The sequence below is a fragment of the Aeromonas bestiarum genome (assembly GCF_000819745.1).
Classification (GTDB): Bacteria; Pseudomonadota; Gammaproteobacteria; order Enterobacterales; family Aeromonadaceae; genus Aeromonas; species Aeromonas bestiarum.
The window spans coordinates 57,317-82,604 of the sequence record NZ_CDDA01000006.1; the positions used below are offsets into that span (position 1 = coordinate 57,317).

Genomic DNA, 25,288 nt, shown 5'->3' on the forward strand with positions numbered 1-25,288 from the left:
TCATTTGTTTACTCCATCCTTTAATACCGATTATCTCCCGGTTTTATTACCCGTGCTGGCTCTTGGCCTCACCTGACCGAGCAGACTGATTTCTATGAGCATTACCCTGATCCTCAACGGCAAGCAGCGACGCAAGTTGCACTTACCCAAACAACGTCTGGCCTGGGTCGGCGGTATCCTCTTCACTGTATTGGCCCTGGGTGGTGGTTGGCTCTGGCAGAGCTGGCACCAGAAAATGGAGGCGCTGGAAGTCGCGCTGGCCATGGCCGAACAGCAAAAATCCACGCAAGGGGCCGATGAAGCCCGCGAACAGCTTGCCATGCTGGCTGCCCAGGTGGGCACCATGCAGGGGCAGCTGGGTCGCCTCAATGCGCTCGGCGAGCGGCTGACCGAGAAGGCAGACCTCGATCCCGAGGAGTTCAATTTCAAGGAGTTGCCCCCCATGGGCGGCCCTTCCTATGATGCGGATCTGGAAGTCAGCCTCAACGAGCTGCAGGATTCCATGAAGCATCTCAGCCAGCAGCTCAGCAGTCGTGAAGAGCAGCTGTCGGTACTTGAATCTTTCATCATGAATCACCATATAACCGATGCCGGTTTTATTTCCGGTTCGCCGGTCAAGCAGGAGCGAGTTTGGGTCTCCTCTGGCTTCGGTGGTCGGGTCGATCCGTTCAACGGTCGCGCCAAGATGCATAAAGGGGTGGATTTCCGTGGCAAGCCCGGCACTCCCATCCTGGCCACAGGCCCGGGCATCGTCAGCTGGGCGGGCCGTCATCCGGAATTTGGCAACATGGTGGAGATCAACCATGGCAATGGTTTGGTGACCCGCTATGCCCACAACTCCAAGTTGCTGGTCGAAGTGGGCACCCTGGTCGATGAGGGCCAGAAGATTGCCTTGATGGGACGCACCGGTCGCGCGACCGGGGTCCATTTGCATTACGAAGTATTGAAAGACGGTCGTCAGGTCAACCCCGCACGCTTTCTTAATGCCAGACGGGGTTAGGTTTTTTTCTCCAGGTTCCAGTGACGGAACACTTATATAACCAGAAATAGTTGGTACCCATGATTAGCACACTGCTCACCAAGATTATCGGCAGCCGGAACGACAGAACGCTCAAGGCTTTGCGCAAAATTGTAAAACAGATCAATGCGATGGAGCCTCAGTTCGAGGCCCTGTCCGATCAGGAGTTGCAGGCCAAGACAGCTGAATATCGTCAGCGTCTGGAGCAGGGTGAGACGCTGGAGCAGTTGCTGCCGGAAGCATTCGCCACCGTGCGTGAAGCCTCCCGCCGGGTGTTTGGCATGCGTCATTTCGACGTGCAGCTGATCGGTGGCATGGTGCTGAACTCCAACCGCATCGCCGAGATGAAGACTGGTGAAGGTAAGACCCTCACCGCGACCCTGCCGGCCTACCTGAACGCCCTGAGTGGTCGTGGCGTGCACGTGGTGACGGTCAACGACTATCTGGCCAAGCGTGATGCCGAGGCGAACCGCCCCCTGTTCACCTTCCTCGGCATGACGGTCGACTGCAACGTGCCAGGCATGGATGCGTCCCAGAAGCGTGACGCCTACGCCGCCGACATCACCTACGGTACCAACAACGAATTCGGTTTCGATTACCTGCGCGACAACATGGCGTTTTCGCCGGAACAGCGCGTGCAGCGTCCGCTCAACTACGCGCTGGTGGATGAGGTGGATTCCGTGCTCATCGATGAAGCCCGTACCCCGCTCATCATCTCCGGCCCGGCCGAAGACAGCTCAGCCCTCTATATCCAGGTCAACAAGCTGATCCCCGAGCTGATCAAGCAGGACAAGGAAGACACAGAGGAGTACACGGGTGAAGGTCACTACACGGTCGACGAGAAGAACCGTCAGGCCCTGTTGACCGAAAACGGCCAGATCTTCGTGGAAGAGCTGCTCAAGCGAGAGGGGCTGCTGGCAGAAGAGGACTCTCTGTTCTCCGCCACCAACATCAGCCTGCTGCACCACGTCAACGCCGGTCTGCGCGCCCACACTCTGTTTGAGCGCAACGTCGACTACATAGTGCAAAAAGACGAGATCGTCATCGTCGACGAACACACGGGTCGCACCATGCCGGGCCGTCGCTGGTCCGATGGTCTGCACCAGGCCGTCGAGGCGAAGGAAGGGGTCAAGATCCAGAACGAGAACCAGACTCTGGCCTCCATCACCTTCCAGAACTACTTCCGTCTCTATGACAAGCTGGCGGGCATGACGGGTACTGCGGATACCGAAGCCTTTGAATTCCAGCAGATTTATGGCCTGGATACAGTCGTTATCCCGACCAACAAGCCGATGGTGCGCAAAGACATGGGCGATCTGGTCTATCTGACCGCCAATGAGAAATACGCCGCCATCATCGAGGATATCCGTCAGTGCGTGGCCAAGGGCCAGCCGGTACTGGTCGGTACCGTCTCCATCGAAAACTCGGAGCTGCTCTCCGGCATCCTGACCAAGGAAGAGATCCCGCACAAGGTGCTGAACGCCAAGTTCCACGCCATGGAAGCTGAGATAGTCGCTCAGGCGGGTCAACTCGGCGCCGTTACCATAGCGACCAACATGGCCGGTCGTGGTACCGACATAGTGCTGGGTGGCAACTGGCAGGCGGAGATTGCCCAGCTGGAGAATCCGAGTGACGAGCAGATCAGCGAAATCAAGGCCGCCTGGCAGATCCGCCACGATGCCGTGCTGGCTGCCGGTGGCTTGCACATCATAGGTACCGAGCGACACGAATCCCGTCGCATCGACAACCAGCTGCGCGGCCGTTCCGGTCGTCAGGGTGACCCGGGTTCCTCCCGCTTCTATCTCTCCATGGAAGATACCCTGATGCGGATCTTCGCCTCCGATCGTGTCACCGGCATGATGAAGAAGCTGGGCATGGAAGAGGGCGAAGCCATCGAGCACCCCTGGGTAACCAAGGCCATCGAAAACGCCCAGCGCAAGGTGGAGGGTCGCAACTTCGACATCCGCAAGAGCCTGCTCGAGTTTGATGACGTGGCCAATGACCAGCGCAAGGTGGTCTATGAGCAGCGCAACGAGCTGCTGGACACCAACGATATCTCCGACACCATTAACGTCATCCGTGACGACGTCTACGGCGCCGTGATCGACGAGTACATTCCGCCCCAGTCTCTGGAAGAGATGTGGGATGTGCCGGGCCTGGAAGCGCGCCTGAAGGCCGACTTCGCACTGGATCTGCCACTGCAGCAGTGGCTGGCGGAAGATGACAAGTTGTATGAAGAGAAGCTGCGCGAGCGCATTCTGGAAGAAGCCACCAAGCTCTATGCCCACAAGCAGGAGATGGTCGGTATCGATGTGCTGCGCAACTTCGAGAAAGCCGTGATGCTGCAAACCCTGGATGGCCTGTGGAAGGAGCATCTGGCGGCCATGGATCACCTGCGTCAGGGCATCCATCTGCGCGGCTACGCCCAGAAGAACCCCAAGCAGGAGTACAAGCGCGAATCCTTCGATCTGTTCACCCAGATGCTGGAAACCCTCAAGCGCGACGTGGTCAGCATACTGAGCCGGGTACAGGTGCAGGGCCGTGACGTGGAGGCGCTGGAAGAACAGCAGCGTCAACAGGCGGAAGCCGCTCCCCACACTTATACCCATGCCGCCGCAGAGAGCCAGCTGGCCGATGAAGAGGCCGCTGCCGAAGAGGGTCACACTACCTTCGTGCGGGATGAGCAGAAGGTCGGTCGCAACGATCCCTGCCCCTGCGGCTCCGGCAAGAAATACAAGCACTGCCACGGTCAGTTGACCTGATCGATCCGATGCCATCACAAGGCGGGCCCAGTGCCCGCTTTGTTATTAGTGGCGATGAATACCGTGGCAGCAAGTGACAGAGGTAATAGAGATGGAACAGAAAAAACGGCTCTGGGTGGCGGTTGGCGTCATCGAGAATGAACGGGGCGACATCTTCATCGCCAAGCGCTCTTCAGACCGCCATCAGGGCGATCGCTGGGAGTTTCCGGGTGGCAAGGTGGAGGCGGGGGAAGACCTGCTCACCGCGCTGGACAGGGAGCTGTGGGAAGAGATTGGCATCCGGGTGCTGGATTGCGCCCCCTTCATGGAGCTGCACCACGATTACCCCGAGAAGCAGGTGTTGCTGGATATCTGGAAGGTGACCCGTTTCAGCGGCGAGCCGTTCGGCAAGGAGGGGCAGGAGTGTCTGTGGGTGCCGCTGGCATCGCTGCATGAATACCGGTTCCCGGATGCCAACGGTCCTATCGTGGCGCGGCTGCAAGCCTCTCTGACCACCTGATGCGGATTGGATATCCGTCGCTGAATCATTTGCGTGGATATGGCATAGAAATTAAAAAAGGGCCTTGTGGGCCCTTTTTTGTGCGCGGCTCATTGCCACTGCTCACCCTCTTCCGGGTAAGGTAGCAGCTCCGGATTGATGGGGCCCGGGATGCGTTTCTCCTCGTTGGCCCACTCGCCCAGATCGATCAGCTGGCAGCGTTTGCAACAGAAGGGCCGAAACGGGCTCTGGGGGCCCCACTCCAGCTCGGTTTTACAGGTCGGGCATTTTATCTTGGTGACCATTCTTGCTCCTTAGCAGCAGGCGAGCTGGAAGGGGACATCGCCAATCTGCTGCTCTGTGGTTGGCAGGAAGCGCAGGGCGAAACGGTTCTTATGGCCGCTCAGCGTCGGATAGCACTGCTGGGCGCCGGGCAGGCGGATCCGGATCAGCTCGGCACTCTCGGCGGTATCCTGGAAGAAACCGTTGGTGGCGATCTGATCGCTGAAGTTGCCGGACTCGCGCCACAGCCGCAGCAGCAGGGAGATGGCATTCATCAGCAGGTTGATGTCGCTGAGCCACAGCTGCATCTGCTGATGGCGAGCGACAGCCGGGGTGCCGAGCCAGTGGTGCAGTTGCGGCACATCGAAGGCGCACAGGCCGCCAGGGATGGAGAAGCGCTGGCGGATGGAGCCGAGCAGCCGATCTTCTTTCAGTCTGGCACCGGGACGCGGGGCGCTGAGCAGGTTGCGAGAGAGCTGGGTGCTCTCCTGCTGCATCTGCTTGATCTGCTCCAGGTCGACATCCGGCAGGCTGGCCCAGTGGCTCAGACGCTGGCCTAGACGTTCCAGATCCTTGATGAGATCGGCCCGCAGATCGCCACGCTCCAGCAGCTCCTGCAGATCGAACAGCCCCTTGAAGAAGGCGATGTGTGCCCAGGACTGGTCACTCTCCAGATTGTCGCGGATCTGGGAAAACAGGGACTCCAGACGAAGATAAGTCCGGCTTTTTTCATTGAGAGGGAAATCGTAAATCATGCCTAATCCTGGCCAGCCATAAACCGGCCTAGTGTACTCACACTTGGCTGGCTTGTTGAGAGGCAAATGCCATATATGTCTCGTGCAGCGCTAAAATACGCGGCTTTATGGTCTCGGGTGCGCCATTCTTGTTATCCAGCACGTCATCGGCTGCTGCGAGCCGTTCCGCACGACTCGCCTGGGCGGCCAGAATGGCCTGCGCCTGCTCTCGGCTCACGCCGTCCCGACGGCAGGTTCGCTCAATCTGGGTCGCCTCGTCCACGTCGATCACCAGCACCCGGTTGGCAAGGCCGGTGAGCTTGTTTTCCACCAACAGCGGCACCACCAGCAGACAATAGGGGGAACGGGCGGCGGCGCACCGGCGCAGCATCTCCTGGCGGATCAGGGGGTGGAGCAGGGCATTGAGCCAGACCTTGGCGTCCGGGTCGCTGAATACCCGTTCCCGCAGGCTGCGTCGATCGAGCTGGCCATCAGCGGTGATGACATCCGGGCCAAAATGGGCCGCGATGGCGGCAAGGGCCGGGGTGCCGGGTTCCACGACTTCGCGAGCGATGACGTCCGCATCCACTACGTCTATGCCAAGCTCGGCAAATTGATTGGCTATGGTGGTTTTACCGCTGCCGATACCACCTGTGATGGCAACTACATACATGGGTCAGAACACCCTTTTTCAGAGGAAAGTCGTGAGATACCAGCGGGTGATGCTATCGCCCCACAGCAGCGCAATCCAGCCCGCGATGGCGAGATAGGGGCCAAAGGGAATGGGTTTGCTCTGATGGTGATTGCGCAGCAGGATCAGGCCTATGCCCATGAAGGCGCCAACCAGGGAGGAGAGCAGCAGCACTATGGGCAGCGCCTGCCAGCCCAGCCAGGCACCCAGCGCGGCCAGCAGCTTGAAGTCGCCATAGCCCATACCCTCCTTGCCGGTGAGCAGCTTGAAGGCCCAATAGAGGCTCCATAGCACCAGATAACCGGCCATGGCGCCGATCACCGCATCGCCAAGCGACACAAAACCGCCCAGCAAATTGAACAGCAACCCGCCCCACAGTAGGGGCAGGGTGAGCTGGTCCGGCAGCAGCATCTTGTCGAGATCGATGAAGGTGAGTGCCATCAGTACCCAGGTCAGCAGCAGGGCCGCCAACGTGCCCCAGCCCGGTGTGAGTGTCATGGCAACGGCTACCGAGAGCAGCGCCGTCAGCAGCTCGACCAGCGGATAGCGGGCCGATATGGGAGCCTGGCAGCTTCGGCAGCGACCCCTGAGCCAGAGCCAGCTCAGCAGGGGGATGTTTTCCAGTGCCGTGATGGGGTGATTGCAGTGGGGGCAGCAGGATCGCGGCACCATCAGGTTGTAGGGCGGCTCGTCGACCCCCTCGTCATCAGGGTTGAAGTAGCTGCGATATTCGGCCTGCCACTCCCGTTCCAGCATGATAGGCAGGCGATGGATCACCACGTTGAGAAAACTGCCGATCATCAGGGAAAAGAGAAATACCAGCAAGAGATAGAGCCAAGGCAAGCCGTGTGCCAGCTCGAGGAGAAGTGTCATAACCAACCGTCTGTCATGAAATGGGGGGAAGGGCATGCGTTGTGAGCGCATACCCTCGTGAATCAGCCTACTACGTCTCCCAACTTGAAGATGGGCAAGTACATGGCCACGACCATGCCACCAACCAGTACCCCCAGCACTACCATGATGAGGGGCTCGAGCAAGCTGGTGAGGCCGTCGACCAAGTCATCAACCTCTTGTTCGAAGATAGTCGCGACCTTGGAGAGCATATCATCGATGGCGCCTGACTCCTCGCCGATCATCACCATCTGGATCACCATGTCGGGGAAGAGGTCCACAGTGCGCATGGCCACGTTGATCTGCATGCCGGCGACCACCTCGTTGCGAATGGCCATGACGGCGGTGCGATAGACATAGTTGCCTGAAGCACCAGCGGCCGAGATCAGCGCATCCACCAGGGGGATGCCCGCCGAGAAGGTGGTGGAGAGGGTGCGGGCGAAGCGGGCCATGGCCGCCTTGTGCAGTATCATGCCGACCACGGGTATGGTGAGGATGAACTTGTCGGTATTGTCTTTGACCTTCTGGGAGGCGCGCCATGCCCGTACATAGAGGAAAATGGCGAACGCTGTGCCGCCAAAGATGACATACCACCAATGCTGCATGAAGCGGGAGATGCCGATGACAAACTGGGTGAAGATGGGCAGCTCGGCGCCGAAGCTCTTGAAGATGTCCTCAAACTGCGGGATGACGAACAGCAGCAGTATGGAGGTGACGACGATGGCGACCAAGATGACCATGGCCGGATAGAACATCGCCTTCTTGATCTTGGACTTGAGCGCTTCCGACTTTTCCCGATAGGTGGCGATGCGGTCATAGATGGTCTCCAGCGCACCGGATTGCTCCCCCGCCTCAACCAAATCACAATAGAGCGCATCAAAGTGGCGGGGATGGCGGCGCAGCGCCTCGGACATGGGGGTGCCGGTTTCCACGTCGGCGGCGATCTGCCCCATGAGCTCACGCATCGCGGCTTTTTCGTGGCTGCGGGCTATGATCTGCAGGCTCTGCACCAGGGGGACGCCAGCGGAGAGCATGGTGGTGATTTGACGGGAGACGATGGCAATATCCATCGGCTTGATCTTGGCGCCGCCCTTGGAGAATAACCCCTGGCTCTTCTTGCTCACCTTGGTGACGTTGACACCCTGCTTGCGCAGTTCAGCCTTGACCGTGTTGATACTGTCGGCCTGCAATTCACCGGAGACCTTCTGACCCTTGCGGTTCACTCCGCTCCAGCGGAAGGCGAAGACTTTCTTGGGGGCATTCTGTTTCTGCGTTAGCGTTGCCATCACTGCGTCCTGCAATTGGGCTCTGGTATCCCGCTCAATACCTTGCTATGCGGGTTGCCTTGGCCTGATGGAAATCCTCAGGGGCGCCGGCTTGGCGACACCTGGATGAATCAGCTTGATAGATATGCACTGTCAGTTGGTGGTCACCCGATTGATTTCTGCCAGGCTGGTCACTCCAATACGAGCCTTCTCAAGACCGGATATACGCAGAGTGCGCATCCCCTCTTTTTGAGCAATGGCCGCAATTTGTAGGGAGTTGGCACCTTGCATGATCAATTTTGCAATGTTTTCAGACATTAGCATGATTTCGTAGATACCGACCCGCCCTTTGTAGCCGCCCGAGCAATCCTTGCACCCCACGGGTTTGAACAGGCGCAGTCCGGCGGCCAGCTGCTGCTGGGTGAATCCCAGCTCCAGCAGTTCGGCTTCGGGTACCACCTCGGGTGCCTTGCAGTGATCGCACAGCTTGCGGGCGAGCCGCTGGGCCATGATCAGGGTCACCGAGGAGGCGATGTTGAAGGCGGGCACCCCCATGTTCATCATGCGGGTCAGGGTTTCGGCGGCCGAGTTAGTGTGCAGGGTGGAGAGCACCAGATGGCCTGTCTGGGCAGCCTTGATGGCGATCTCGGCGGTTTCCAGATCCCGGATCTCCCCCACCATGACCACGTCGGGATCCTGGCGAAGAAAGGAGCGCAGGGCGCTGGCGAAGGTCAGCCCTGCCTTGGGATTGACCTGTACCTGATTGACGCCGGGCAGGTTGATCTCCACCGGATCTTCGGCGGTGGAGATGTTCACCTCCGTGGTGTTGAGAATATTGAGACCGGTATAGAGAGAGACCGTCTTGCCCGAGCCGGTGGGGCCTGTCACCAGTATCATGCCCTGCGGTTTGGAGAGGGCGCGCAGATATTGGGCCTTCTGCCGGTCGTCGAAGCCGAGTTGCTCTATGTTGAGCCGCGCCGCCGAAGAGTCCAGCAGGCGGATGACGATCTTCTCTCCCCACATGGTGGGCAGGGTGTTGACCCGCATATCCATGGACTTGTTGCGAGACAGCTTCAGCTTGATGCGGCCATCCTGCGGCAGCCGCCGTTCGGCGATGTCGAGCCGTGCCATGACCTTGAGGCGGGCGGAGAAGCGGTTGGCCAGATTGACTGGTGGCGTCGCAATTTCGTGCAATATGCCGTCGATCCGAAAGCGGATGCGGTATTTGGTCTCATAGGGCTCGAAGTGCAGATCGGATGCGCCACGTTTGATGGCATCCATCATGATTTTATTGATGTATTTTACGATGGGGGCATCGTCGTCGGTAGTGTTGACGCTCTCATCGAGTCGTGAGTTTTCGTCCGAGACTTCCAGCTCGGAGATCTCGGATTCGTCGATGTCCTCCATGCCGAGGGCATCCTGATCATTTTCCAGCAGCTTGGCGATGGCGGTCGTCAGCTTATTCTCTTCGACCAGCAGCGCCTCGGTATGCAGCCCGAAGCTGAAGCCGAAATCCTCCAGCGCCGACACATTGGTCGGATCCGACATGGCGATATAGAGGGTATGGCCCTGGGTATAGATGGGCAGTACATGGTGTTTCTCAATCAGCTTCTGATTGAGGTATTTCTGCGGGATCTCGGCCAGGTCGAAGGCGGCAAGATCCAGCAGAGGTACCCCATATTCCAGCTCGCAGAAATCCGCCAGCGCCTTGCTGTCGAGGATCTCGTTCTCTATCAGAAAGGTCACAAAGGGCTTGCGCTGGGCCTTGGCTTGGCTCAGGTAGCGCTGCGAGTCGGACTCACTGAGCAGGGAAGAAGCGGCCAGGCTTAACGCCAGGCCGCTATTGGGGCTAGAGGTCATTTATTTAGCCGGGCAATAGTCAGCTGCACCAGCAGCACAAGCCATAGTCCACGTTAATGGGTCCGTATCTGACGGTGTTGAACTGGTTAAAATCACAGTATCGCCAACAGCTAGAGGGGCCAAAACGCCTGCTGCCGCGCTGGCAGTTGGTGCAGATGTAACTGTCCAGACGTTAGCACCGCCGCCTGCAACTGTGGTTGTAATGTTCCCTTGTGCAACAGCGCCACTTTGAATATCGGCAAGGACACATGCAGGGCCTTTAGTTTGTACACACACCTCAATGGAGGTTTTGTACTTACCCGTCGCGGATGCAACCTCAGTCATTTTCGCTTTTTTGGTGTAGTTCTGATACGCCGGCAGTGCAATGGCCGCCAGGATGGCGACGATCGCGACCACGATCATCAATTCGATAAGGGTAAAGCCTGATTGTTTCTTCATGTCAAATATCCTTTTGTCCTTGGTTCCTGGGAAGTGCCGGTGGAAAACTATCCACACGTCAATATCTTATCCGAGCTGTCCGGCTTGGCAACAGAGGTTGTGGCCTTTGTTAACCACTTTTCTATCATTTACTGATAACTTGATATAAATCATAGACAAAGAGTTTCTATCGACTCTTTTTAACTGGCGGGACTGGGTCCATCATCACACTCCTTTGCTGAGGGATCCTGCATAAAGAAAAGGCGCCCGTGGCGCCTTTTGCAAGTCCTTCATCTTGTTATATGTCACCGGCGTCATCCTGCGATTGTGACACCTCCCCGGCTAGACAAAGCGCATCGAGAGATCCAGTGCCCGCACATGCTTGGTCAGCGCCCCGACCGAGATGAAATCGACGCCAGTGGCGGCATAATCTGCAAGCGTGTCCAGGGTAACATTGCCGGAGACCTCCAGCTTGGCACGGCCCTGATTGAGGGCCACGGCGTCGCGCATCATGGGCACATCGAAGTTGTCCAGCATCACTATGTCGGCGCCGGCCAGCAGCGCCTGTTCCAGCTCGGCCAGGGATTCCACTTCCACCTCGACCGGTTTGCCCGGATTGAGGCGGCGCGCTGCGCTGATGGCCTCGCTTATGCCGCCGCAGGCGAGGATATGGTTCTCCTTGATGAGGTAGGCGTCGAACAGGCCGATTCTGTGGTTCTTGCCACCGCCGCAGGTCACGGCATATTTCTGGGCGGTGCGCAGCCCAGGCAGGGTCTTGCGGGTATCGAGCAGGCGGCAGTCGGTGCCCGCCAGCTCGGCCACGTAGCGGGCGGTGAGGGTGGCGACGCCGGAGAGCGTCTGTATGAAGTTCAGTGCGTTGCGCTCGCCGGTCAGCAGCACGCGGGCCGGGCCATGCAGGCGGAACAGCTCCTGATTGGGGGAGAGCAGTTCGCCATCCTGTACCAACCACTCCACTTTTACCTCGCCACCGAGCTGGACGAACACCTCATCCACCCAGGGTTGGCCACAGAATACGCCAGCCTCGCGGGTGATGACCCGGGCGCTGGCCAGGCGATCCGCCGGGATCAGCTGGGCCGTGATATCGGCGCTGGCATCCGGCTGGTCCAGCGTAGTGAGGGCTTGACCTAAGTCTTCGAGTAGTGCGGCGCGCACGGCGCGGCGGATGTCCTGTTGTAACATGCCTGTTATTCCTGCAAGGGTCTGAGAAGCAACTGTCTGTCTTTCTGGCGCAATTCCAGCCGGCCCAGGGCATTCATGCCCACCAGGATCTCGTCCCCGTCGGCCGCCGGATTGATATAGATGGGCAAATCGTACAAGGTCAGCGGACCCATCACCAGCGTTTCAATCTGGCCGGTCTGCACCTGGATAGTGCCTGCTGCCGTGTTGACCAGGCTGTTGCCGTTGGGGCTCAGCCCGATGCGCTCGGCCACCTGATGTGGCACAGTGACCCGGGTTGCCCCAGTGTCCAGCAGCAGTTGCACCGGTTGGCCGTTGATGGCACCCTCCAGTCGATAGTGGCCGCTGGCATCGGCCTTGAGCAGCAGTTCGCCGCTGGCGGTGACTGTGGGTTGCGAGCGGGCATGAAAATAGAGGGTCAGCAGCCCCATCAGAGAGAGCCAGGCCAGCAACCAGAAGCGGCGCGCCATCGGGTGCATATCCTTTCCAGAGTTGAGCAGAAGATGGTCCAGCCTATCACAGTTGCCAGGGTGGATTGAGACGATTGCGATTAGCCTGAGAGGTGGATCGCTTGGTTGCCCATCCGGCTTTATCAGATGCGTCATTCCATTGCAGATCGAGTAGATGATGACCCAGCCTAAAACAGTTTTTTCCATTGATTCAGACGGTTGGTGTGAGCAGGCCCGCAAGGTGCCGTCACCGCACCACAACGAGCGAGCCAGTTTGGACGATATCTCCCTGCTGGTGGTACACGGCATCAGCCTGCCGCCGGGGGAGTTTGGCGGGCCCTGGATCGACGATCTCTTCATGGGACGGCTGGACCCCGAGGCGCACCCTTATTTCGCCGACATTCATCAGTTGCGGGTCTCGGCCCACTGCCTGATCCGGCGGGACGGCGAGCTGGTACAATACGTGCCGTTTGGCGCACGTGCCTGGCATGCCGGGATATCGAGCTGGGAGGGGAGGGAGGCCTGCAACGATTTTTCCATCGGCATCGAGCTGGAGGGAACCGATGAGCTGCCCTACAGCGATGCGCAATATGAGGTGCTGGTGGGGCTCAGCCGAACCATATCCAGCCATTATCCTGCCATTACGGCACAACGAATTGTCGGCCATTGTGATATAGCGCCAGGGCGCAAGACGGATCCGGGTGGCAGTTTCGAATGGCAGCGATATCGAAAAGCGCTCAACTTTAAGTAAATATTCTAAAGATAAGTTAGTGTTTTTAAAATCAATGGCTTGCCTTTATGGCAGGCCATTTTTTCCTGCTGTTGATCAAATGTTGCCTGTGAGCCAGCTCAAAAATATTGGTCAGACCAATTTCTATGAGCTAAATCATAAATCCCTCTCTTTACCCCTTTAGTGGCAAGGCTTAACCTTGATTCAGATCATCTTTTGGGTGGACTTTTCCCAACTCCTCTGCTAATTTTCGCCCCATTCATGAAATTGGTAATACCAATTTAACAAAGTAGCCTCATGCCCTATCTCAAGATAACTCAACCCAAGCTGGCCGACGCCATCGTCGCCGAGCTGGAAAGCATGATTCTGGAAGGCAGTTTGCAGCCGGGCCAGAAGTTGCCGCCCGAGCGGGAACTCGCCATCCAGTTTCAGGTATCGCGCCCCTCCCTGCGCGAAGCCATCCAGCGGCTGGAAGCCAGAGGACTCTTGTATCGCCGTCAGGGCGGTGGCACTTACGTACAAAATGCCTTGAGCAAGGGGATCGCAGATCCCCTGTTTGAGCTGCTCAGCACCCACCCCGAAGCCCAGTATGACCTGCTGGAGTTTCGTCACGCGCTGGAAGGCATCTGTGCCTACTATGCTGCGTTGCGGGGGACGGAAGCCGATGCCGAGCGTATTCGTCAGGCGCAGTCCGCCATCGAGGAAGCCGGCCAGCAAGGTTCGCTGGTCACCGAATCCGCCGCCGTGACCCAGTTCTATCTGGCGGTGGCCGAGGCGTCCCACAACGTGGTGCTGCTGCACCTGTTGCGGGCCATGGGCCCCATGCTCGAGCAGAACATTTTACGCAATAACGAAATTTTGAATCGCCGTCCGGGAGTGGTAGCCAAGATCCGTCGTCATCGTGCGCATCTGATCGAGGCTATCCTGTCGGGGGCTCCGGAGCGGGCCAGGGCTGCTTGTCATGAGCACCTGGCCTTTATCGAGGACACCTTGTTGGATATGCAGAGGGAAGACAGCCGGATCCAGCGATCCATGCGTCGGATCCGTCAGCAGGAAAACTAATCCCACAAGGCTTTATTGTCGAATTCTTGCGCATCTTAACCGCCGTGCAATAACAATAGGAACCAGCCATGTCTGATATCCTGAAGAACGATGTGGACCCGATAGAAACGCTGGAGTGGCTTGCCTCTCTGGAATCCCTGCTGCGTGAAGAGGGTCCACAACGCGCTCAGTTCATTCTTGAACAGCTTGCCGAAAAAGCCCGCGTAAGCGGCGTGGACGTGGCTGCCAAGGCGAATCGCGACTACATCAACACCATCCCGTCCAGTGACGAACCGGCTTACCCGGGCGATCTGGAGATGGAACGTCGCATCCGCGCCATCATCCGCTGGAACGCCATGATGATAGTGCTGCGCGCCTCCAAGAAAGACCTGGACCTCGGCGGTCACATGTCTTCCTTCGCTTCTTCCGCGACCATCTACGAAGTCTGCTACAACCACTTCTTCCGCGCTCGCAGCGAGAAGGACGGTGGTGATCTGGTCTACTTCCAGGGTCACATCTCTCCGGGCATCTATGCCCGTGCGTTCGCTGAAGGTCGTCTGACCGCAGATCAGCTGGACAACTTCCGTCAGGAAGTGGACGGCAAGGGTATCCCTTCCTATCCGCACCCGAAACTGATGCCGGACTTCTGGCAGTTCCCGACCGTCTCCATGGGTCTGGGCCCCATCGCCGCCATCTATCAGGCTCGCTTCCTGAAGTACCTGACCGACCGTGGCATCAAGGATTGTTCCGAGCAGACCGTTTACGCCTTCCTGGGTGACGGCGAGATGGACGAGCCGGAAGCCAAGGGCGCCCTGACCGTTGCCGTGCGTGAAAAGCTCGACAACCTGGTGTTCGTGGTCAACTGCAACCTGCAGCGTCTGGACGGTCCGGTCGTGGGTAACGGCAAGGTCATCAACGAGCTGGAAGGTCTGTTTGCAGGCGCCGGCTGGGATGTCACCAAGGTTATCTGGGGTCGCAAGTGGGATGAGCTGCTGAAGAAAGACACTTCCGGCAAGCTGATCCAGCTGATGAACGAAACCGTGGACGGCGACTATCAGACCATGAAGTCCCGCGATGGCGGCTACGTGCGTGAGCACTTCTTCAACCGTTACCCGGAAACCGCCGCGCTGGTCAAAGACATGACCGACGAGGAGATCTTCGCCCTGAACCGCGGTGGTCACGACCCCCGTAAACTGTTCGCCGCCTTCTCCAAAGCCGCAGCGACCAAGGGCAAGCCGACTGTCATCCTGGCCAAGACCATCAAGGGTTACGGCATGGGCGAAGCGGCCGAAGGCAAGAACATCGCTCACCAGGTCAAGAAGATGGATCTGGGCTCGGTGCGTCACCTGCGCGATCGTTTCAACCTGCCGGTCACCGACGAGCAGCTGGAAGCGCTGCCGTACCTGAAGATCGAAGAGGGTACCGAAGAGCACAAGTATCTGCACGCCCGTCGTGCCGCGCTCAAAGGCTATGTACCGACCCGTCTGCGTGAGACCACCACTCAGCTGGAAATCCCGGCGCTGGAGACCTTTGGTCCCCTGCTGGGCGAGCAGGCTCGCGAGATCTCCACCACAATGGCGTTCGTGCGTTCCCTGAATGTGCTGCTGAAAGACAAGTCCATCGGCAAGCGCATCGTTCCTATCCTGGCTGACGAAGCCCGTACCTTCGGTATGGAAGGTCTGTTCCGCCAGATCGGCATCTACAGCCCGCACGGTCAGCAGTACACCCCGCAAGACCGCGACATCGTCTCCTACTACAAGGAAGACAAGCAGGGTCAGGTTCTGCAAGACGGTATCAACGAGCTGGGTGCCATGTCCTCCTGGCTGGCTGCTGCGACCTCTTACAGCACCAACGACTGCCCGATGATCCCGTTCTACATCTACTACTCCATGTTCGGCTTCCAGCGCGTCGGCGACATGGCGTGGGCAGCCGGTGACCAGCAAGCCCGTGGCTTCCTGCTGGGCGCGACCTCGGGTCGTACCACCCTTAACGGTGAAGGTCTGCAGCACGAAGATGGTCACAGCCATATCCTGGCGAACACCATCCCGAACTGCATCTCCTATGACCCGTCCTACGCCTATGAAGTAGCGGTTATCGTCCAGGACGGCCTGCGTCGCATGTACGGTGAGAAGCCGGAGAACGTCTTCTACTACATCACTACCCTGAACGAAAACTATGCCATGCCGGCCATGCCGGAAGGTGCAGAAGAGGGTATTCGCAAGGGTATCTACAAGCTGGAAACCGTTGCCGGCACCAAGGGCAAAGTACAGCTGCTGGGTTGTGGTTCCATCCTGGGTCATGTGCGCACCGCCGCCCAGATCCTGGCCAGCGAATACGGCGTGGGTTCCGACGTGTTCAGCGTCACCTCCTTCAACGAACTGGCCCGTGACGGTCAGGACGTGGATCGCTGGAACATGCTGCACCCGACCGCCGAGGCTCGCGTGCCCTACATCGCGACCGTACTGGGTTCCGAAGCCACCATAGCCGCGACCGACTACATGAAGTCCTTCGCTGATCAGGTGCGTGCCTTCGTACCGACCGAGCACTACCGTGTGCTGGGTACCGACGGTTACGGCCGTTCCGACAGCCGTGCCAACCTGCGTCGTCACTTCGAAGTGAACGAATTCTACGTGGTAGTTGCTGCCCTGACCGAACTGGCCAAGCGCGGCGAGATCGACAAGCAGGTTGTGGCTGACGCCATCGCCAAGTACGGCATCGATGCCGACAAGGTCAACCCGCTGTACGCGTAAGAGGATCGAGTGCAGTGCCGGGACACATTGCCCGGCACTGCCTTGCAAAGGTTAACGCGACAGACGCGTAAGAGGATAAAGCACTATGTCCAAACAGATTATGGTTCCGGATATCGGCGCCGATGAAGTTGAAGTCACCGAGATCATGGTGGCCGTGGGTGACAAGGTCGAACTCGACCAGTCCCTGATTGCCGTGGAAGGTGACAAAGCCTCCATGGAAGTACCGGCACCGGCTGCCGGTATCGTCAAAGAGATCCTGATCAAGGTGGGTGACAAGGTTGCCACCGGTTCCCAGATCATGATCTTCGAAGCGGAAGGCGCTGCTGCGCCGGCGCCTGCCCAGGCTGCCGCCCTGGTTGCTGCTGCCGCTCCCGCCGCCCCTGTTGCCGCCGCGCGCAAAGATGTGCACGTACCGGACATAGGTGACGACGAAGTGGATGTGACCGAAATCATGGTTGCCGTGGGTGACATGGTTGAAGCCGACCAGTCCATCATTGCCGTGGAAGGTGACAAGGCCTCCATGGAAGTGCCGGCACCGTTCGCGGGTCGCGTGGTCGAGATCAAGGTTGCTGCTGGCGCCAAGGTGTCTACCGGTTCTCTGGTGATGGTATTTGAAGTGGCGGGCGCTGCTCCTGCTGCCGTTGCTGCGCCGGTTGAGACTGCTGCTCCCGTGGCTGCTGCCCCTGTTGCCGCCGCTGCCAAAGAGGTCAATGTACCTGACATCGGCGGTGACGAAGTCGAAGTGACCGAGATCATGGTCGCCGTGGGTGACAAGGTCGACGCCGACCAGTCCCTGATCGCTGTGGAAGGTGACAAGGCCTCCATGGAAGTGCCTGCTCCGTTCGCCGGCATCGTCAAAGAGATCAAGGTGAAGGCGGGTGACAAGGTCTCCACCGGTTCCCTGATCATGGTATTCGAAGTGGCAGGTGCTGCTCCGGCCGCTGCCGCTCCGGTTGCTCAGGCCGCCGCCCCGGTCGCTGCTGCCCCTGTTGCCGCGGCTCCGGCTCCGGTTGCCCAGGCTGCTGCTGCTTCCGACTTCGTTGCCAATGACGCCTACGTACATGCCGCCCCGGCCGTACGTCGCCTGGCCCGTGAGTTCGGTATCAACCTGGCCAAGGTGAAGGCCTCCGGTCGCAAGGGGCGCATCGTCAAAGAAGACGTGCAGGCCTATGTGAAGGATGCGGTCAAGCGTGCCGAGTCCGCCCCGGCAGCCGGTACCGGCACTGGCAACGGCATGAGTGTCCTGCCATGGCCCAAGGTTGACTTCAGCAAGTTCGGTCCGGTCGAAGAGCTGGAACTGACCCGGATCCAGAAGATCTCCGGTCCTGCCCTGCATCGCAACTGGGCCATGATCCCGCACGTCACCCAGTTCGACGAAGCCGATACCACCGAGCTGGAAGCGTTCCGCAAAGAGCAGAACGCGATGCTCGAGAAGCAGAAGTCGGACGTGAAGATCACCCCGCTGGTGTTCATCCTGAAAGCGGCTGCCAAGGCCCTGGAAGCACACCCACGCTTCTGCAGCGCCCTGTCCGAAGACGGCAGCAAGCTGATCATGAAGAAGTACATTCATATCGGTGTGGCGGTAGACACTCCGGGGGGCCTGGTGGTTCCTGTGGTGCGTGACGTCAACAAAAAGGGCATCTACGAGCTGTCTCGCGATCTGGCCGAGATCTCCAAGAAGGCCCGTGCCGGCAAGCTGACCGCTGCCGACATGCAGGGCGGTTGCTTCACCATCTCCAGCCTGGGTGGCATCGGCGGTACCAGCTTTACCCCGATCGTCAACGCGCCGGAAGTGGCCATCCTCGGTGTTTCCAAGTCCGAGATGAAGCCGAAGTGGAATGGCAAGGAGTTTGTGCCTCGCCTGATGCTGCCGCTGGCCCTGAGCTATGACCACAGGGTCATAGACGGTGCTGACGGAGCCCGCTTCGTCACCACCTTGAGTGGCGTGTTGTCCGACATTCGTCGATTGGTCCTGTAAGTGAGAGGGCGGGCCCAGAGCCTGCCCTTTTTACTTCTCATTTCATTAACAGGATTGTAAACTTGCCCCGTTTTTTCACGGTTGCAGCCGCCTTGTTTGGCATTGAGTTGGCATAAGACTGCGCCGTCCGGGGATATATAAGAACGACAAAGAGGTCATGATGAGTAAAGAAATCAAAACTCAGGTCGTAGTACTGGGTGCTGGCCCTGCCGGTTATTCCGCTGCTTTCCGTGCCGCCGATCTGGGTCTGGATACCATTATCGTCGAGCGTTACTCCACCCTGGGTGGCGTCTGCCTGAACGTGGGTTGTATCCCGTCCAAGGCACTGCTGCACGTCGCCAAAGTCATTGAAGAAGCCAAGGCGCTGTCCGAACACGGCATCATCTTCGGTGCCCCTCAGACCGACATCGACAAGGTGCGCCTGTGGAAAGAAAAGGTCATCAACCAGCTGACCGGCGGCCTGGCCGGCATGGCCAAGATGCGCAAGGTTCAGGTTGTTAACGGCTTTGGCAAGTTTACCGGCCCGAACACGCTCGAAGTGACCGGGGAAGACGGCAAGACGACCGTGACCTTCGACAACGCCATCATAGCGGCCGGCTCCCGCCCGGTGAAACTGCCCTTCATCCCCCATGATGACCCGCGTGTATGGGATTCAACCGATGCGCTGGAGCTGACTTCCGTACCGGGCAAGCTGCTGGTGATCGGTGGTGGCATCATAGGTCTGGAGATGGGTACAGTGTACTCCTCCCTGGGTTCCGAGATCGACGTGGTGGAATTTGCCGACCAGCTGGTACCGGCTGCCGACAAAGACATCGTCAAGATCTACACCAAGCGCGTTGCCAAGAAATTCAACATCATGCTGGAGACCAAGGTCACCGCAGTTGAAGCCCGTGCAGACGGCCTGTACGTCTCCTACGAAGGCAAGCACGCCCCGGCCGAGCCGGTACGTTACGACAACGTGCTGGTGGCGGTAGGCCGTGTGCCGAACGGCAAGCTGATGGATGCCGAGAAGGCCGGCGTTGCCGTGACCGAGCGCGGTTTCATCGAGGTGGACAAGCAGCTGCGTACCAACGTGGCTCACATCCATGCCATCGGTGACATAGTCGGTCAGCCTATGCTGGCCCACAAGGGTGTTCACGAAGGCCACGTCGCGGCCGAAGTCATCGCCGGCAAGAAGCACTACTTCGACCCGAAAGTGATCCCGTCCATCGCCTACACCGAGCCGGAGATGGCCTGGGTTGGTCTGACCGAGAAGGAAGCCAAGCAACAAGGGCTGAACTTCGAAGTCGCCACCTTCCCGTGGGCGGCTTCCGGCCGTGCCATCGCCTCCGATTGCTCCGACGGCATGACCAAGCTGATCTTCGACAAGGAGAGCGGCCGCGTCATCGGTGGTGCCATCGTGGGTACCAATGGCGGTGAACTGCTGGGTGAAATCGGTCTTGCCATCGAAATGGGTGCCGACGCCGAAGATATCGCGCTGACCATACACGCTCACCCGACTCTGCACGAGTCCGTGGGTCTGGCCGCCGAAGTGTTCGAAGGCTCCATCACCGACCTGCCGAACGCCAAGGCCAAGAAGAAGAAATAATCCTCTTCTCGCAGCCGACATTGAAAAAGCCGCTCTCGGGAGCGGCTTTTTTGTTTTCGGGTGAATAAGGAGATTTGTTCGGGGCTGATTGCTATGCTGAGGGCTGTTACTTCACGCGATGGATCCTGCGATGCAAACACCGGCCACTCCTGACAACGAACGCCTGCGCCTCGATGCGCTGCGCCGTATGACCATTCTGGATACCTCGGCCGAGGAAAGATTCGACCGGATCACCCGCATGGCCCGCAACATGTTCGATGTGCCCATCTCGTTGGTGTCGCTGGTGGATGAGGATCGGCAGTGGTTCAAATCCTGCTGTGGTTTGCCCGTGCTGGAGACGCCGCGGGACATCTCCTTCTGCGGTCATGCCATTCTTGGTGATGGCCTCTTCGTGGTGGAAGATGCGACCCGGGATCTGCGCTTCGCCGACAATCCGCTGGTATCCGGGGATCCCCATATACGTTTCTATGCGGGCAGCCCGCTGCAGATTGCGGAGGGGTACAAGCTGGGGACCCTGTGCATCATAGATCGCAAGCCGCGCTTGCTGGATGAGCGTCAGCGGGACTTGCTGACGGATCTGGCCGGCATGGTGGAACGCGAACTGGCGGCGATCCAGCTGGCCACCATGGATGAGCTGACCGGCATCACCAACCGGCGCGGTTTCATGCTGCTGGCACACAAGTGTCTGCAACTCGCCCATCGTCAGGGGCGAGCTGCAACTTTGTTGTTTCTCGATCTCAACCGGTTCAAGGAGATCAACGACCGGCTGGGGCACGACGTCGGTGACGATGCCCTGCGACAAATGGCGTGCCTGATGTGTGGCGTCTTTCGGGATGCCGACATCTTTGCCCGACTGGGCGGGGATGAGTTTGCGGTATTGTTGCCGGGCACTGGGCCGGCAGAGGTGCCACGGGTGCTGACACGGCTCGATGAGGCCCTGGCCGGGTTCAATCGGGAGAGCGGCAAACCCTATCGGCTGAGCTGCTCGGTCGGTGTGGGGCACTATGATGCGCTCTCGCCACCTGCGCTGGATCTGCTGCTGCAACAGGCGGACAAGCAGATGTACGATTGCAAAAAAGGGCGCTAGCAGCGCCCTTTTTTGGCTTGTCCCGGCGGACAGAAGGTGCCATACCCTCCGCGATCGCCATCACTGACCCGGATCCGGGTGTCGTCCACACTGACATCGGCCCCGTGCACTCGCACAGGCCCGCTGCTGCAGGCGCAGAGCAGACTCCCCAGCAACATAGTCACAACCAGCTTGCCCATAATGCCTCCTGTTATTTCCCTGATTATGGGGTATTTCCAGGCCGGGGCGGAGGCGAGTTTGCGAGTATGCGTCATAGCTTGCCGCTGATATTACAGGGAGCGCAATTGCGCTCCCTGTGTTGGGGATAAGGGGCTGGAAAGGGTTACAGACGGAAATGGCCGACCAGCTTGTCGAGCTCGCCGGAGAGCTGTTGCAGGCCGCGACTGGCGTCGGTCAGCTGGTGGGCTATGTCGGCGGTTTCCATGGTGAGCTGGTTGATGTCCTCCACGTTGCGATTGAGCTCGCCCACCACGCTGGACTGCTCCTCGGTGGCGGTGGCGACCTGGATGTTCATGTCGTTGATTTGGGTGATGTAGGCGGTGATCTGGCCGAGCGCCCCGTTGGCCTCATCGGCCTGGGTCACCACCGCCAGACTCTGGCTGCGGCCCTGGGTCATGGCGCTGACCGCGCGGGCGCTCTGCTCCTGCAACCGATGGATCATGCCCTGGATCTCGGCGGTGGAGGCAGCGGAGCGGTTGGCGAGGTTGCGTACCTCGTCGGCCACCACGGCGAAGCCGCGGCCCTGTTCACCGGCGCGGGCCGCCTCGATGGCGGCGTTGAGCGCCAGCAGGTTGGTCTGCTCCGAGATACTGCGGATGGTCTCCAGAATGCTGCCAATGGAGTCGGTCTGGGTGGCCAGCGACTCTATCACCCCGGCTACCTGCGCGATCTCGTCGGAGAGACCGACTATGCCGTGGCGGGCCTGAGCCACCACGCCGGCGCCCGTTTCGGCCTGATCGTTGGCCTGCCTGGCTACTTCGGCCGCCTGCGAGGCATTGCCGGCAATCTCGCTCACCGTTGCCCCCATCTCGTGGATGGCGGTGGCCACCTGCACGGTACGATCGCGCTGGGCGGTGCAGTTTTGCTGGGTTAGCTGGGCCTTGTTGGCGACCTCGTCGGCGGTGGCCGCCAGCTGGTGGGAGTTGCGGGCCACCTGCTCGATGGCGCTGTGGATCTTGCCGACGAAGTGATTGAAGCTCACGGTGATCTCCGCCAACTCGTCGTTGCCGCTCAGCTGGGCGCGGGAGTCCAGTGCCAGATGCTCGGCGGCATAGCCTATGTATTGCTGCAGGAAGCCGACCCGGCGCTTGAGGTTCATCAGAATGAGTATCGAGACCAGCAGCGAGATGAGGATGGCGCCACTGATGATGGTGATCATCTGCATCCGCCCGCTGGCATAGCTCTGCTCACCCAGCTGGTGGCGCTGCTGGGCCTGCTGGATCAGGCCGTCGAGCAGGGTGTTGGCATCCTTGCGCATGGTGCCATAGGTGACTGTGTAGCGATCCCGATAGATGCCCCTTGCCGCTTCCATGTCCCCCTGCTCCAGCGCCTGCAGCATGGGAGCCAGCTCGTTGCTCGCCATACCCTCGAACTGGCTCAGCAGTTGCTGTGCATTGGCCCTGGCCGCCGGATCCGTCTGGGCGGTGACCGCCTGCTGCATGGCCTGGCGCATCTCGGGTATGTCCTCCTCCCGGCTCTCCTTGACCCGGGTGATCACCCCTTTCGCATCCTTGAGGGAGGTATCCTGCAACAGCATCATGTCGATGCCGACCCGCATGCGGGGAATGCGCGACACCACCTCCGCCATGGCGCGCATGGGAGTGGCCGTGTTCTGGTAAAGCTCGGTGGATTGTTGCTGGATGGTGCCCATGCTCTTGAGGCTGGCACCGCCCACCAGCAGCAGGGCGAGGCAGGGGACTGTGACAGCCAGGATCAGCTGCAATTTGAGCGTCAGTTTACCTTCTAGCAAGGGAGTGCTCCTTCATGGCTGGCCATGATGTGGTCCAGATGGTTTGTTGCCAGTATAGATATGAATTGGCCGACTCCCTGGCAAAGGGCAGAACGGCAGAGCGGATAGCGAAAGGGAGCGCCATGGCGCTCCCTTGTTGATCACTGGCTGCCGATGCCGGTCAGAGCCGGAAGTTGCCGACCAGCTTGTCGAGCTCGCCGGAGAGCTGTTGCAGGCTGCGGCTGGACTCGGTCAGCTGGTGGGCTATGTCGGCCGTCTCCATGGTGAGCTGGTTGATGTCCTCCACGTTGCGGTTGATCTCGCCAACCACGCTGGATTGCTCCTCGGTGGCGGTGGCGACCTGGATGTTCATGTCGCTGATCTGGGTGATGTGGGCCGTGATATGGCCGAGGGCGGCATTGGCCTCGTCAGCCTGAGCCACCACTTCCAGACTCTGGCTGCGGCCCTGGGCCATGGCGCTGACGGCGCGGGCGCTCTGCTCTTGCAAGCGGTTGATCATGCCCTGGATCTCGGCGGTGGAGGCGGCGGATCGGCTGGCCAGGTTGCGCACCTCGTCGGCCACCACGGCGAAGCCACGGCCCTGTTCACCGGCGCGGGCGGCCTCGATGGCGGCGTTCAGTGCCAGCAGGTTGGTTTGTTCCGAGATGCTGCGAATGGTGTCGAGTATGCTGCCGATGGAGTCGGTCTGGCTGGCCAGCGACTCGATGACGCCCGCCACCTGCTCTATTTCGCCGGAGAGCCCAACTATGCCGTGGCGGGCCTGGGCTACCACCAGGGCGCCGGCATCGGCCTGATCGTTGGCCTGCCTGGCCACGTCGGCCGCCAGCGAGGCGTTGCCGGCTATCTCGCCGACTGTGGCCCCCATCTCGTGGATGGCGGTCGCCACCTGCACTGTGCGGTCGCGCTGGGCGGTACAGTTGTGCTGGGTCAGCTGCGCCTTGCTGGCCACCTCGTTGGCGGTGGCGGCCAGCTGGCGAGAGTTGCTGGCCACCTGCTCGATGGAGGCGTGGATCTTGGCGACGAAGTTGTTGAAACCGGTGGCGACCTGGGTCAGTTCATCGCGACCTTCCACCTTGAGACGTTGGGTCAGATCCCCGTCGCCACTGCCCAGTTCACGGAACAGGCGGGCCAGTTCGTTGAGCGGGCGGCTGACCGAGCCGGCCAGCAGCATGCCGAGCAGCCCCATGCCGGCGGCGATGGCCAGACTGACCAGCAGTATGTGCAGCCGCGCCTTGTCCAGCTCGGCATAGATCTCGGCTTCCGGCACCTGGGCCACCAGATACCAGTCGAGCAGGGGTATGTAGCTGGTGGCCAGCACCACGGCCTGGCCGTCGACCTCGGCATGGGTGGCGGCGAACGCCTGCTTGCTCAGCAGATTGGTACTGCCGCCGCTGGCCAGCTGGGCCAGGTTGTCCCGGTCGATGCGGGCGGCATCCGGGTGCAGCTTCACCTTGCCGCTGCCATCCGTCATGAACACGAAGCCGCTGTCACCGATGCGGAAGTTGGCGAGCATGCTGACCATGCTGTCGAGGGACTTGGCGAGCCCCGCCAGCCCACGGCCGTTGAGCTGCTGGAAGTTGACGAACAGCTTCACCTCGCCGTTGGTCTCGCGGAAGATGCTGAGCATCAAGTCTTGCGGGCTCTTGGTATAGCCGTAGAACCAGGCGTCCTGCTCCGGGGTCAGGTTGCGCAGGAAGCCGTCCTGGTTGTAGTAGGCGGCACTCTGCCGGTCGGCGAAGGAGGCGGTGACCAGCCCGTACTGGGTCGTCATGTCCTTGAGCTGATCGATGAGGATGGACTCCTGCTCCTTGGGCATGCCGCGGGCGACCCAGTCCAGCACGAAGCGATCATTGGCCAGCTGCCTGGCGGCGCTCGCGACCGAGGTGAGATCCTTCTCGATCTCCTTGCCGATGCGCTGGGTCAGGTTGGGCAGCTCCTGCTCGAACATGCGGGTTTCGATCAGCTGCTGCGCCGAGCGCTGGCTGAAATAGCCCACCAGCAGGCAGGAGAGCACCACGGCCAGGGTGACTGTGGCCAGAATTTTCTGTTTGAGTGTCAGGCTTGCAAGCATAGGAGTGACTCAGGAGTGTGGACACGGGAT

At 59.8% G+C, this 25,288-nt stretch carries 21 protein-coding genes; 9 read left to right on the plus strand and 12 right to left on the minus strand.

Translation table 11 applies throughout. The features are described 5' to 3' along the window. Positions 1-94 precede the first annotated feature (94 nt). The 3 genes from BN1118_RS01985 (at position 95) to mutT (ending at position 4,279) form a co-directional block, all read left to right on the plus strand. Positions 95-1,000 carry a M23 family metallopeptidase gene (locus BN1118_RS01985; protein WP_042868002.1) on the plus strand — a complete coding sequence of 302 codons (906 nt, stop codon included), beginning with the start codon at positions 95-97 and terminating at the stop codon, positions 998-1,000. A 59-nt stretch (positions 1,001-1,059) separates the two neighbouring features. Beyond that, a complete protein-coding gene (secA, locus tag BN1118_RS01990) occupies positions 1,060-3,780 on the plus strand; it encodes a preprotein translocase subunit SecA (protein WP_043554338.1) in 2,721 nt (906 codons plus the stop codon). Positions 3,781-3,871: 91 nt separating this feature from the next. Beyond that, positions 3,872-4,279, plus strand: coding sequence for an 8-oxo-dGTP diphosphatase MutT (gene mutT, locus BN1118_RS01995; RefSeq protein WP_043139931.1), 408 nt, complete (start codon positions 3,872-3,874; stop codon positions 4,277-4,279). Between the two features lie 89 nt (positions 4,280-4,368). On the opposite strand, the gene yacG is transcribed toward mutT, so the two are convergent. The 9 genes from yacG to BN1118_RS02040 form a co-directional block, all read right to left on the minus strand. After that, on the minus strand, positions 4,369-4,563 hold the full coding sequence (gene yacG, locus BN1118_RS02000; protein ID WP_043139929.1) for a DNA gyrase inhibitor YacG: 195 nt from the start codon (positions 4,561-4,563) through the stop codon (positions 4,369-4,371). Positions 4,564-4,572: 9 nt separating this feature from the next. Beyond that, positions 4,573-5,295 (minus strand): cell division protein ZapD, encoded by a 723-nt coding sequence (gene zapD / locus BN1118_RS02005; protein WP_043139926.1) that lies wholly within the window; start codon positions 5,293-5,295, stop codon positions 4,573-4,575. A 37-nt stretch (positions 5,296-5,332) separates the two neighbouring features. Then, entirely contained in the window at positions 5,333-5,947 is a 615-nt protein-coding gene (gene coaE, locus BN1118_RS02010) for a dephospho-CoA kinase (protein WP_043554339.1), read from the minus strand. An 18-nt stretch (positions 5,948-5,965) separates the two neighbouring features. Beyond that, positions 5,966-6,838: a type IVa prepilin peptidase/methyltransferase TapD gene (tapD, locus tag BN1118_RS02015; RefSeq protein WP_043554340.1), complete on the minus strand. Its 873-nt coding sequence runs from the start codon at positions 6,836-6,838 to the stop codon at positions 5,966-5,968. A gap of 62 nt (positions 6,839-6,900) precedes the next feature. Continuing rightward, positions 6,901-8,142 carry a type II secretion system F family protein gene (locus BN1118_RS02020; protein ID WP_043554341.1) on the minus strand — a complete coding sequence of 414 codons (1,242 nt, stop codon included), beginning with the start codon at positions 8,140-8,142 and terminating at the stop codon, positions 6,901-6,903. Positions 8,143-8,274: 132 nt separating this feature from the next. Further along, entirely contained in the window at positions 8,275-9,981 is a 1,707-nt protein-coding gene (tapB, locus tag BN1118_RS02025) for a PilB family type IVa pilus assembly ATPase TapB (RefSeq protein ID WP_043554342.1), read from the minus strand. Then, on the minus strand, positions 9,982-10,419 hold the full coding sequence (locus BN1118_RS20930) for a prepilin-type N-terminal cleavage/methylation domain-containing protein (RefSeq protein WP_043554343.1): 438 nt from the start codon (positions 10,417-10,419) through the stop codon (positions 9,982-9,984). A gap of 321 nt (positions 10,420-10,740) precedes the next feature. Beyond that, positions 10,741-11,598 carry a carboxylating nicotinate-nucleotide diphosphorylase gene (nadC, locus tag BN1118_RS02035; protein WP_043554345.1) on the minus strand — a complete coding sequence of 286 codons (858 nt, stop codon included), beginning with the start codon at positions 11,596-11,598 and terminating at the stop codon, positions 10,741-10,743. 5 nt (positions 11,599-11,603) lie between these two features. Beyond that, positions 11,604-12,074 (minus strand): retropepsin-like aspartic protease family protein, encoded by a 471-nt coding sequence (locus BN1118_RS02040; RefSeq protein WP_043554346.1) that lies wholly within the window; start codon positions 12,072-12,074, stop codon positions 11,604-11,606. A 148-nt stretch (positions 12,075-12,222) separates the two neighbouring features. Here BN1118_RS02040 and ampD point away from each other — a divergent pair, with 148 nt between their 5' ends. The 6 genes from ampD (at position 12,223) to BN1118_RS02070 (ending at position 21,218) form a co-directional block, all read left to right on the plus strand. After that, positions 12,223-12,795 (plus strand): 1,6-anhydro-N-acetylmuramyl-L-alanine amidase AmpD, encoded by a 573-nt coding sequence (ampD, locus tag BN1118_RS02045; RefSeq protein ID WP_043554347.1) that lies wholly within the window; start codon positions 12,223-12,225, stop codon positions 12,793-12,795. A 276-nt stretch (positions 12,796-13,071) separates the two neighbouring features. Further along, entirely contained in the window at positions 13,072-13,836 is a 765-nt protein-coding gene (pdhR, locus tag BN1118_RS02050; RefSeq protein WP_042039018.1) for a pyruvate dehydrogenase complex transcriptional repressor PdhR, read from the plus strand. 68 nt (positions 13,837-13,904) lie between these two features. After that, complete coding sequence (gene aceE / locus BN1118_RS02055) at positions 13,905-16,565, plus strand: pyruvate dehydrogenase (acetyl-transferring), homodimeric type (RefSeq protein ID WP_043554348.1); 2,661 nt, start codon at positions 13,905-13,907, stop codon at positions 16,563-16,565. An 85-nt stretch (positions 16,566-16,650) separates the two neighbouring features. Beyond that, positions 16,651-18,543: a pyruvate dehydrogenase complex dihydrolipoyllysine-residue acetyltransferase gene (gene aceF, locus BN1118_RS02060; protein WP_043554351.1), complete on the plus strand. Its 1,893-nt coding sequence runs from the start codon at positions 16,651-16,653 to the stop codon at positions 18,541-18,543. 160 nt (positions 18,544-18,703) lie between these two features. Beyond that, positions 18,704-20,131 carry a dihydrolipoyl dehydrogenase gene (gene lpdA / locus BN1118_RS02065; RefSeq protein ID WP_043554353.1) on the plus strand — a complete coding sequence of 476 codons (1,428 nt, stop codon included), beginning with the start codon at positions 18,704-18,706 and terminating at the stop codon, positions 20,129-20,131. Positions 20,132-20,261: 130 nt separating this feature from the next. After that, positions 20,262-21,218 carry a GGDEF domain-containing protein gene (locus BN1118_RS02070; protein ID WP_043137317.1) on the plus strand — a complete coding sequence of 319 codons (957 nt, stop codon included), beginning with the start codon at positions 20,262-20,264 and terminating at the stop codon, positions 21,216-21,218. Here BN1118_RS02070 and BN1118_RS02075 read toward each other — a convergent pair. The 3 genes from BN1118_RS02075 to BN1118_RS02085 form a co-directional block, all read right to left on the minus strand. Next, positions 21,215-21,397 (minus strand): hypothetical protein, encoded by a 183-nt coding sequence (locus BN1118_RS02075; protein ID WP_043137314.1) that lies wholly within the window; start codon positions 21,395-21,397, stop codon positions 21,215-21,217. The genes BN1118_RS02070 and BN1118_RS02075 overlap by 4 nt on opposite strands. A 143-nt stretch (positions 21,398-21,540) precedes the next feature. Next, positions 21,541-23,187, minus strand: a complete 1,647-nt coding sequence (locus BN1118_RS02080; protein ID WP_043554355.1) for a methyl-accepting chemotaxis protein — start codon at positions 23,185-23,187, stop codon at positions 21,541-21,543. A gap of 160 nt (positions 23,188-23,347) precedes the next feature. After that, a complete protein-coding gene (locus BN1118_RS02085) occupies positions 23,348-25,258 on the minus strand; it encodes a methyl-accepting chemotaxis protein (protein ID WP_043554356.1) in 1,911 nt (636 codons plus the stop codon). Between the last annotated feature and the right edge of the window lie 30 nt (positions 25,259-25,288).

Bases quoted from the DNA above. Each gene is read 5' to 3' on its own strand.
- zapD (WP_043139926.1), bottom strand. From the start codon at position 5,295: ATGATTTACGATTTCCCTCTCAATGAAAAAAGCCGGACTTATCTTCGT.
- mutT (WP_043139931.1), top strand. From the start codon at position 3,872: ATGGAACAGAAAAAACGGCTCTGGGTGGCGGTTGGCGTCATCGAGAAT.
- BN1118_RS02085 (WP_043554356.1), bottom strand. From the start codon at position 25,258: ATGCTTGCAAGCCTGACACTCAAACAGAAAATTCTGGCCACAGTCACC.
- aceF (WP_043554351.1), top strand. From the start codon at position 16,651: ATGTCCAAACAGATTATGGTTCCGGATATCGGCGCCGATGAAGTTGAA.
- BN1118_RS02040 (WP_043554346.1), bottom strand. From the start codon at position 12,074: ATGCACCCGATGGCGCGCCGCTTCTGGTTGCTGGCCTGGCTCTCTCTG.
- BN1118_RS02075 (WP_043137314.1), bottom strand. From the start codon at position 21,397: ATGGGCAAGCTGGTTGTGACTATGTTGCTGGGGAGTCTGCTCTGCGCC.
- yacG (WP_043139929.1), bottom strand. From the start codon at position 4,563: ATGGTCACCAAGATAAAATGCCCGACCTGTAAAACCGAGCTGGAGTGG.
- BN1118_RS20930 (WP_043554343.1), bottom strand. From the start codon at position 10,419: ATGAAGAAACAATCAGGCTTTACCCTTATCGAATTGATGATCGTGGTC.
- pdhR (WP_042039018.1), top strand. From the start codon at position 13,072: ATGCCCTATCTCAAGATAACTCAACCCAAGCTGGCCGACGCCATCGTC.
- tapD (WP_043554340.1), bottom strand. From the start codon at position 6,838: ATGACACTTCTCCTCGAGCTGGCACACGGCTTGCCTTGGCTCTATCTC.
- coaE (WP_043554339.1), bottom strand. From the start codon at position 5,947: ATGTATGTAGTTGCCATCACAGGTGGTATCGGCAGCGGTAAAACCACC.
- lpdA (WP_043554353.1), top strand. From the start codon at position 18,704: ATGAGTAAAGAAATCAAAACTCAGGTCGTAGTACTGGGTGCTGGCCCT.
- BN1118_RS02070 (WP_043137317.1), top strand. From the start codon at position 20,262: ATGCAAACACCGGCCACTCCTGACAACGAACGCCTGCGCCTCGATGCG.
- aceE (WP_043554348.1), top strand. From the start codon at position 13,905: ATGTCTGATATCCTGAAGAACGATGTGGACCCGATAGAAACGCTGGAG.
- secA (WP_043554338.1), top strand. From the start codon at position 1,060: ATGATTAGCACACTGCTCACCAAGATTATCGGCAGCCGGAACGACAGA.
- tapB (WP_043554342.1), bottom strand. From the start codon at position 9,981: ATGACCTCTAGCCCCAATAGCGGCCTGGCGTTAAGCCTGGCCGCTTCT.
- BN1118_RS02020 (WP_043554341.1), bottom strand. From the start codon at position 8,142: ATGGCAACGCTAACGCAGAAACAGAATGCCCCCAAGAAAGTCTTCGCC.
- ampD (WP_043554347.1), top strand. From the start codon at position 12,223: ATGACCCAGCCTAAAACAGTTTTTTCCATTGATTCAGACGGTTGGTGT.
- nadC (WP_043554345.1), bottom strand. From the start codon at position 11,598: ATGTTACAACAGGACATCCGCCGCGCCGTGCGCGCCGCACTACTCGAA.
- BN1118_RS01985 (WP_042868002.1), top strand. From the start codon at position 95: ATGAGCATTACCCTGATCCTCAACGGCAAGCAGCGACGCAAGTTGCAC.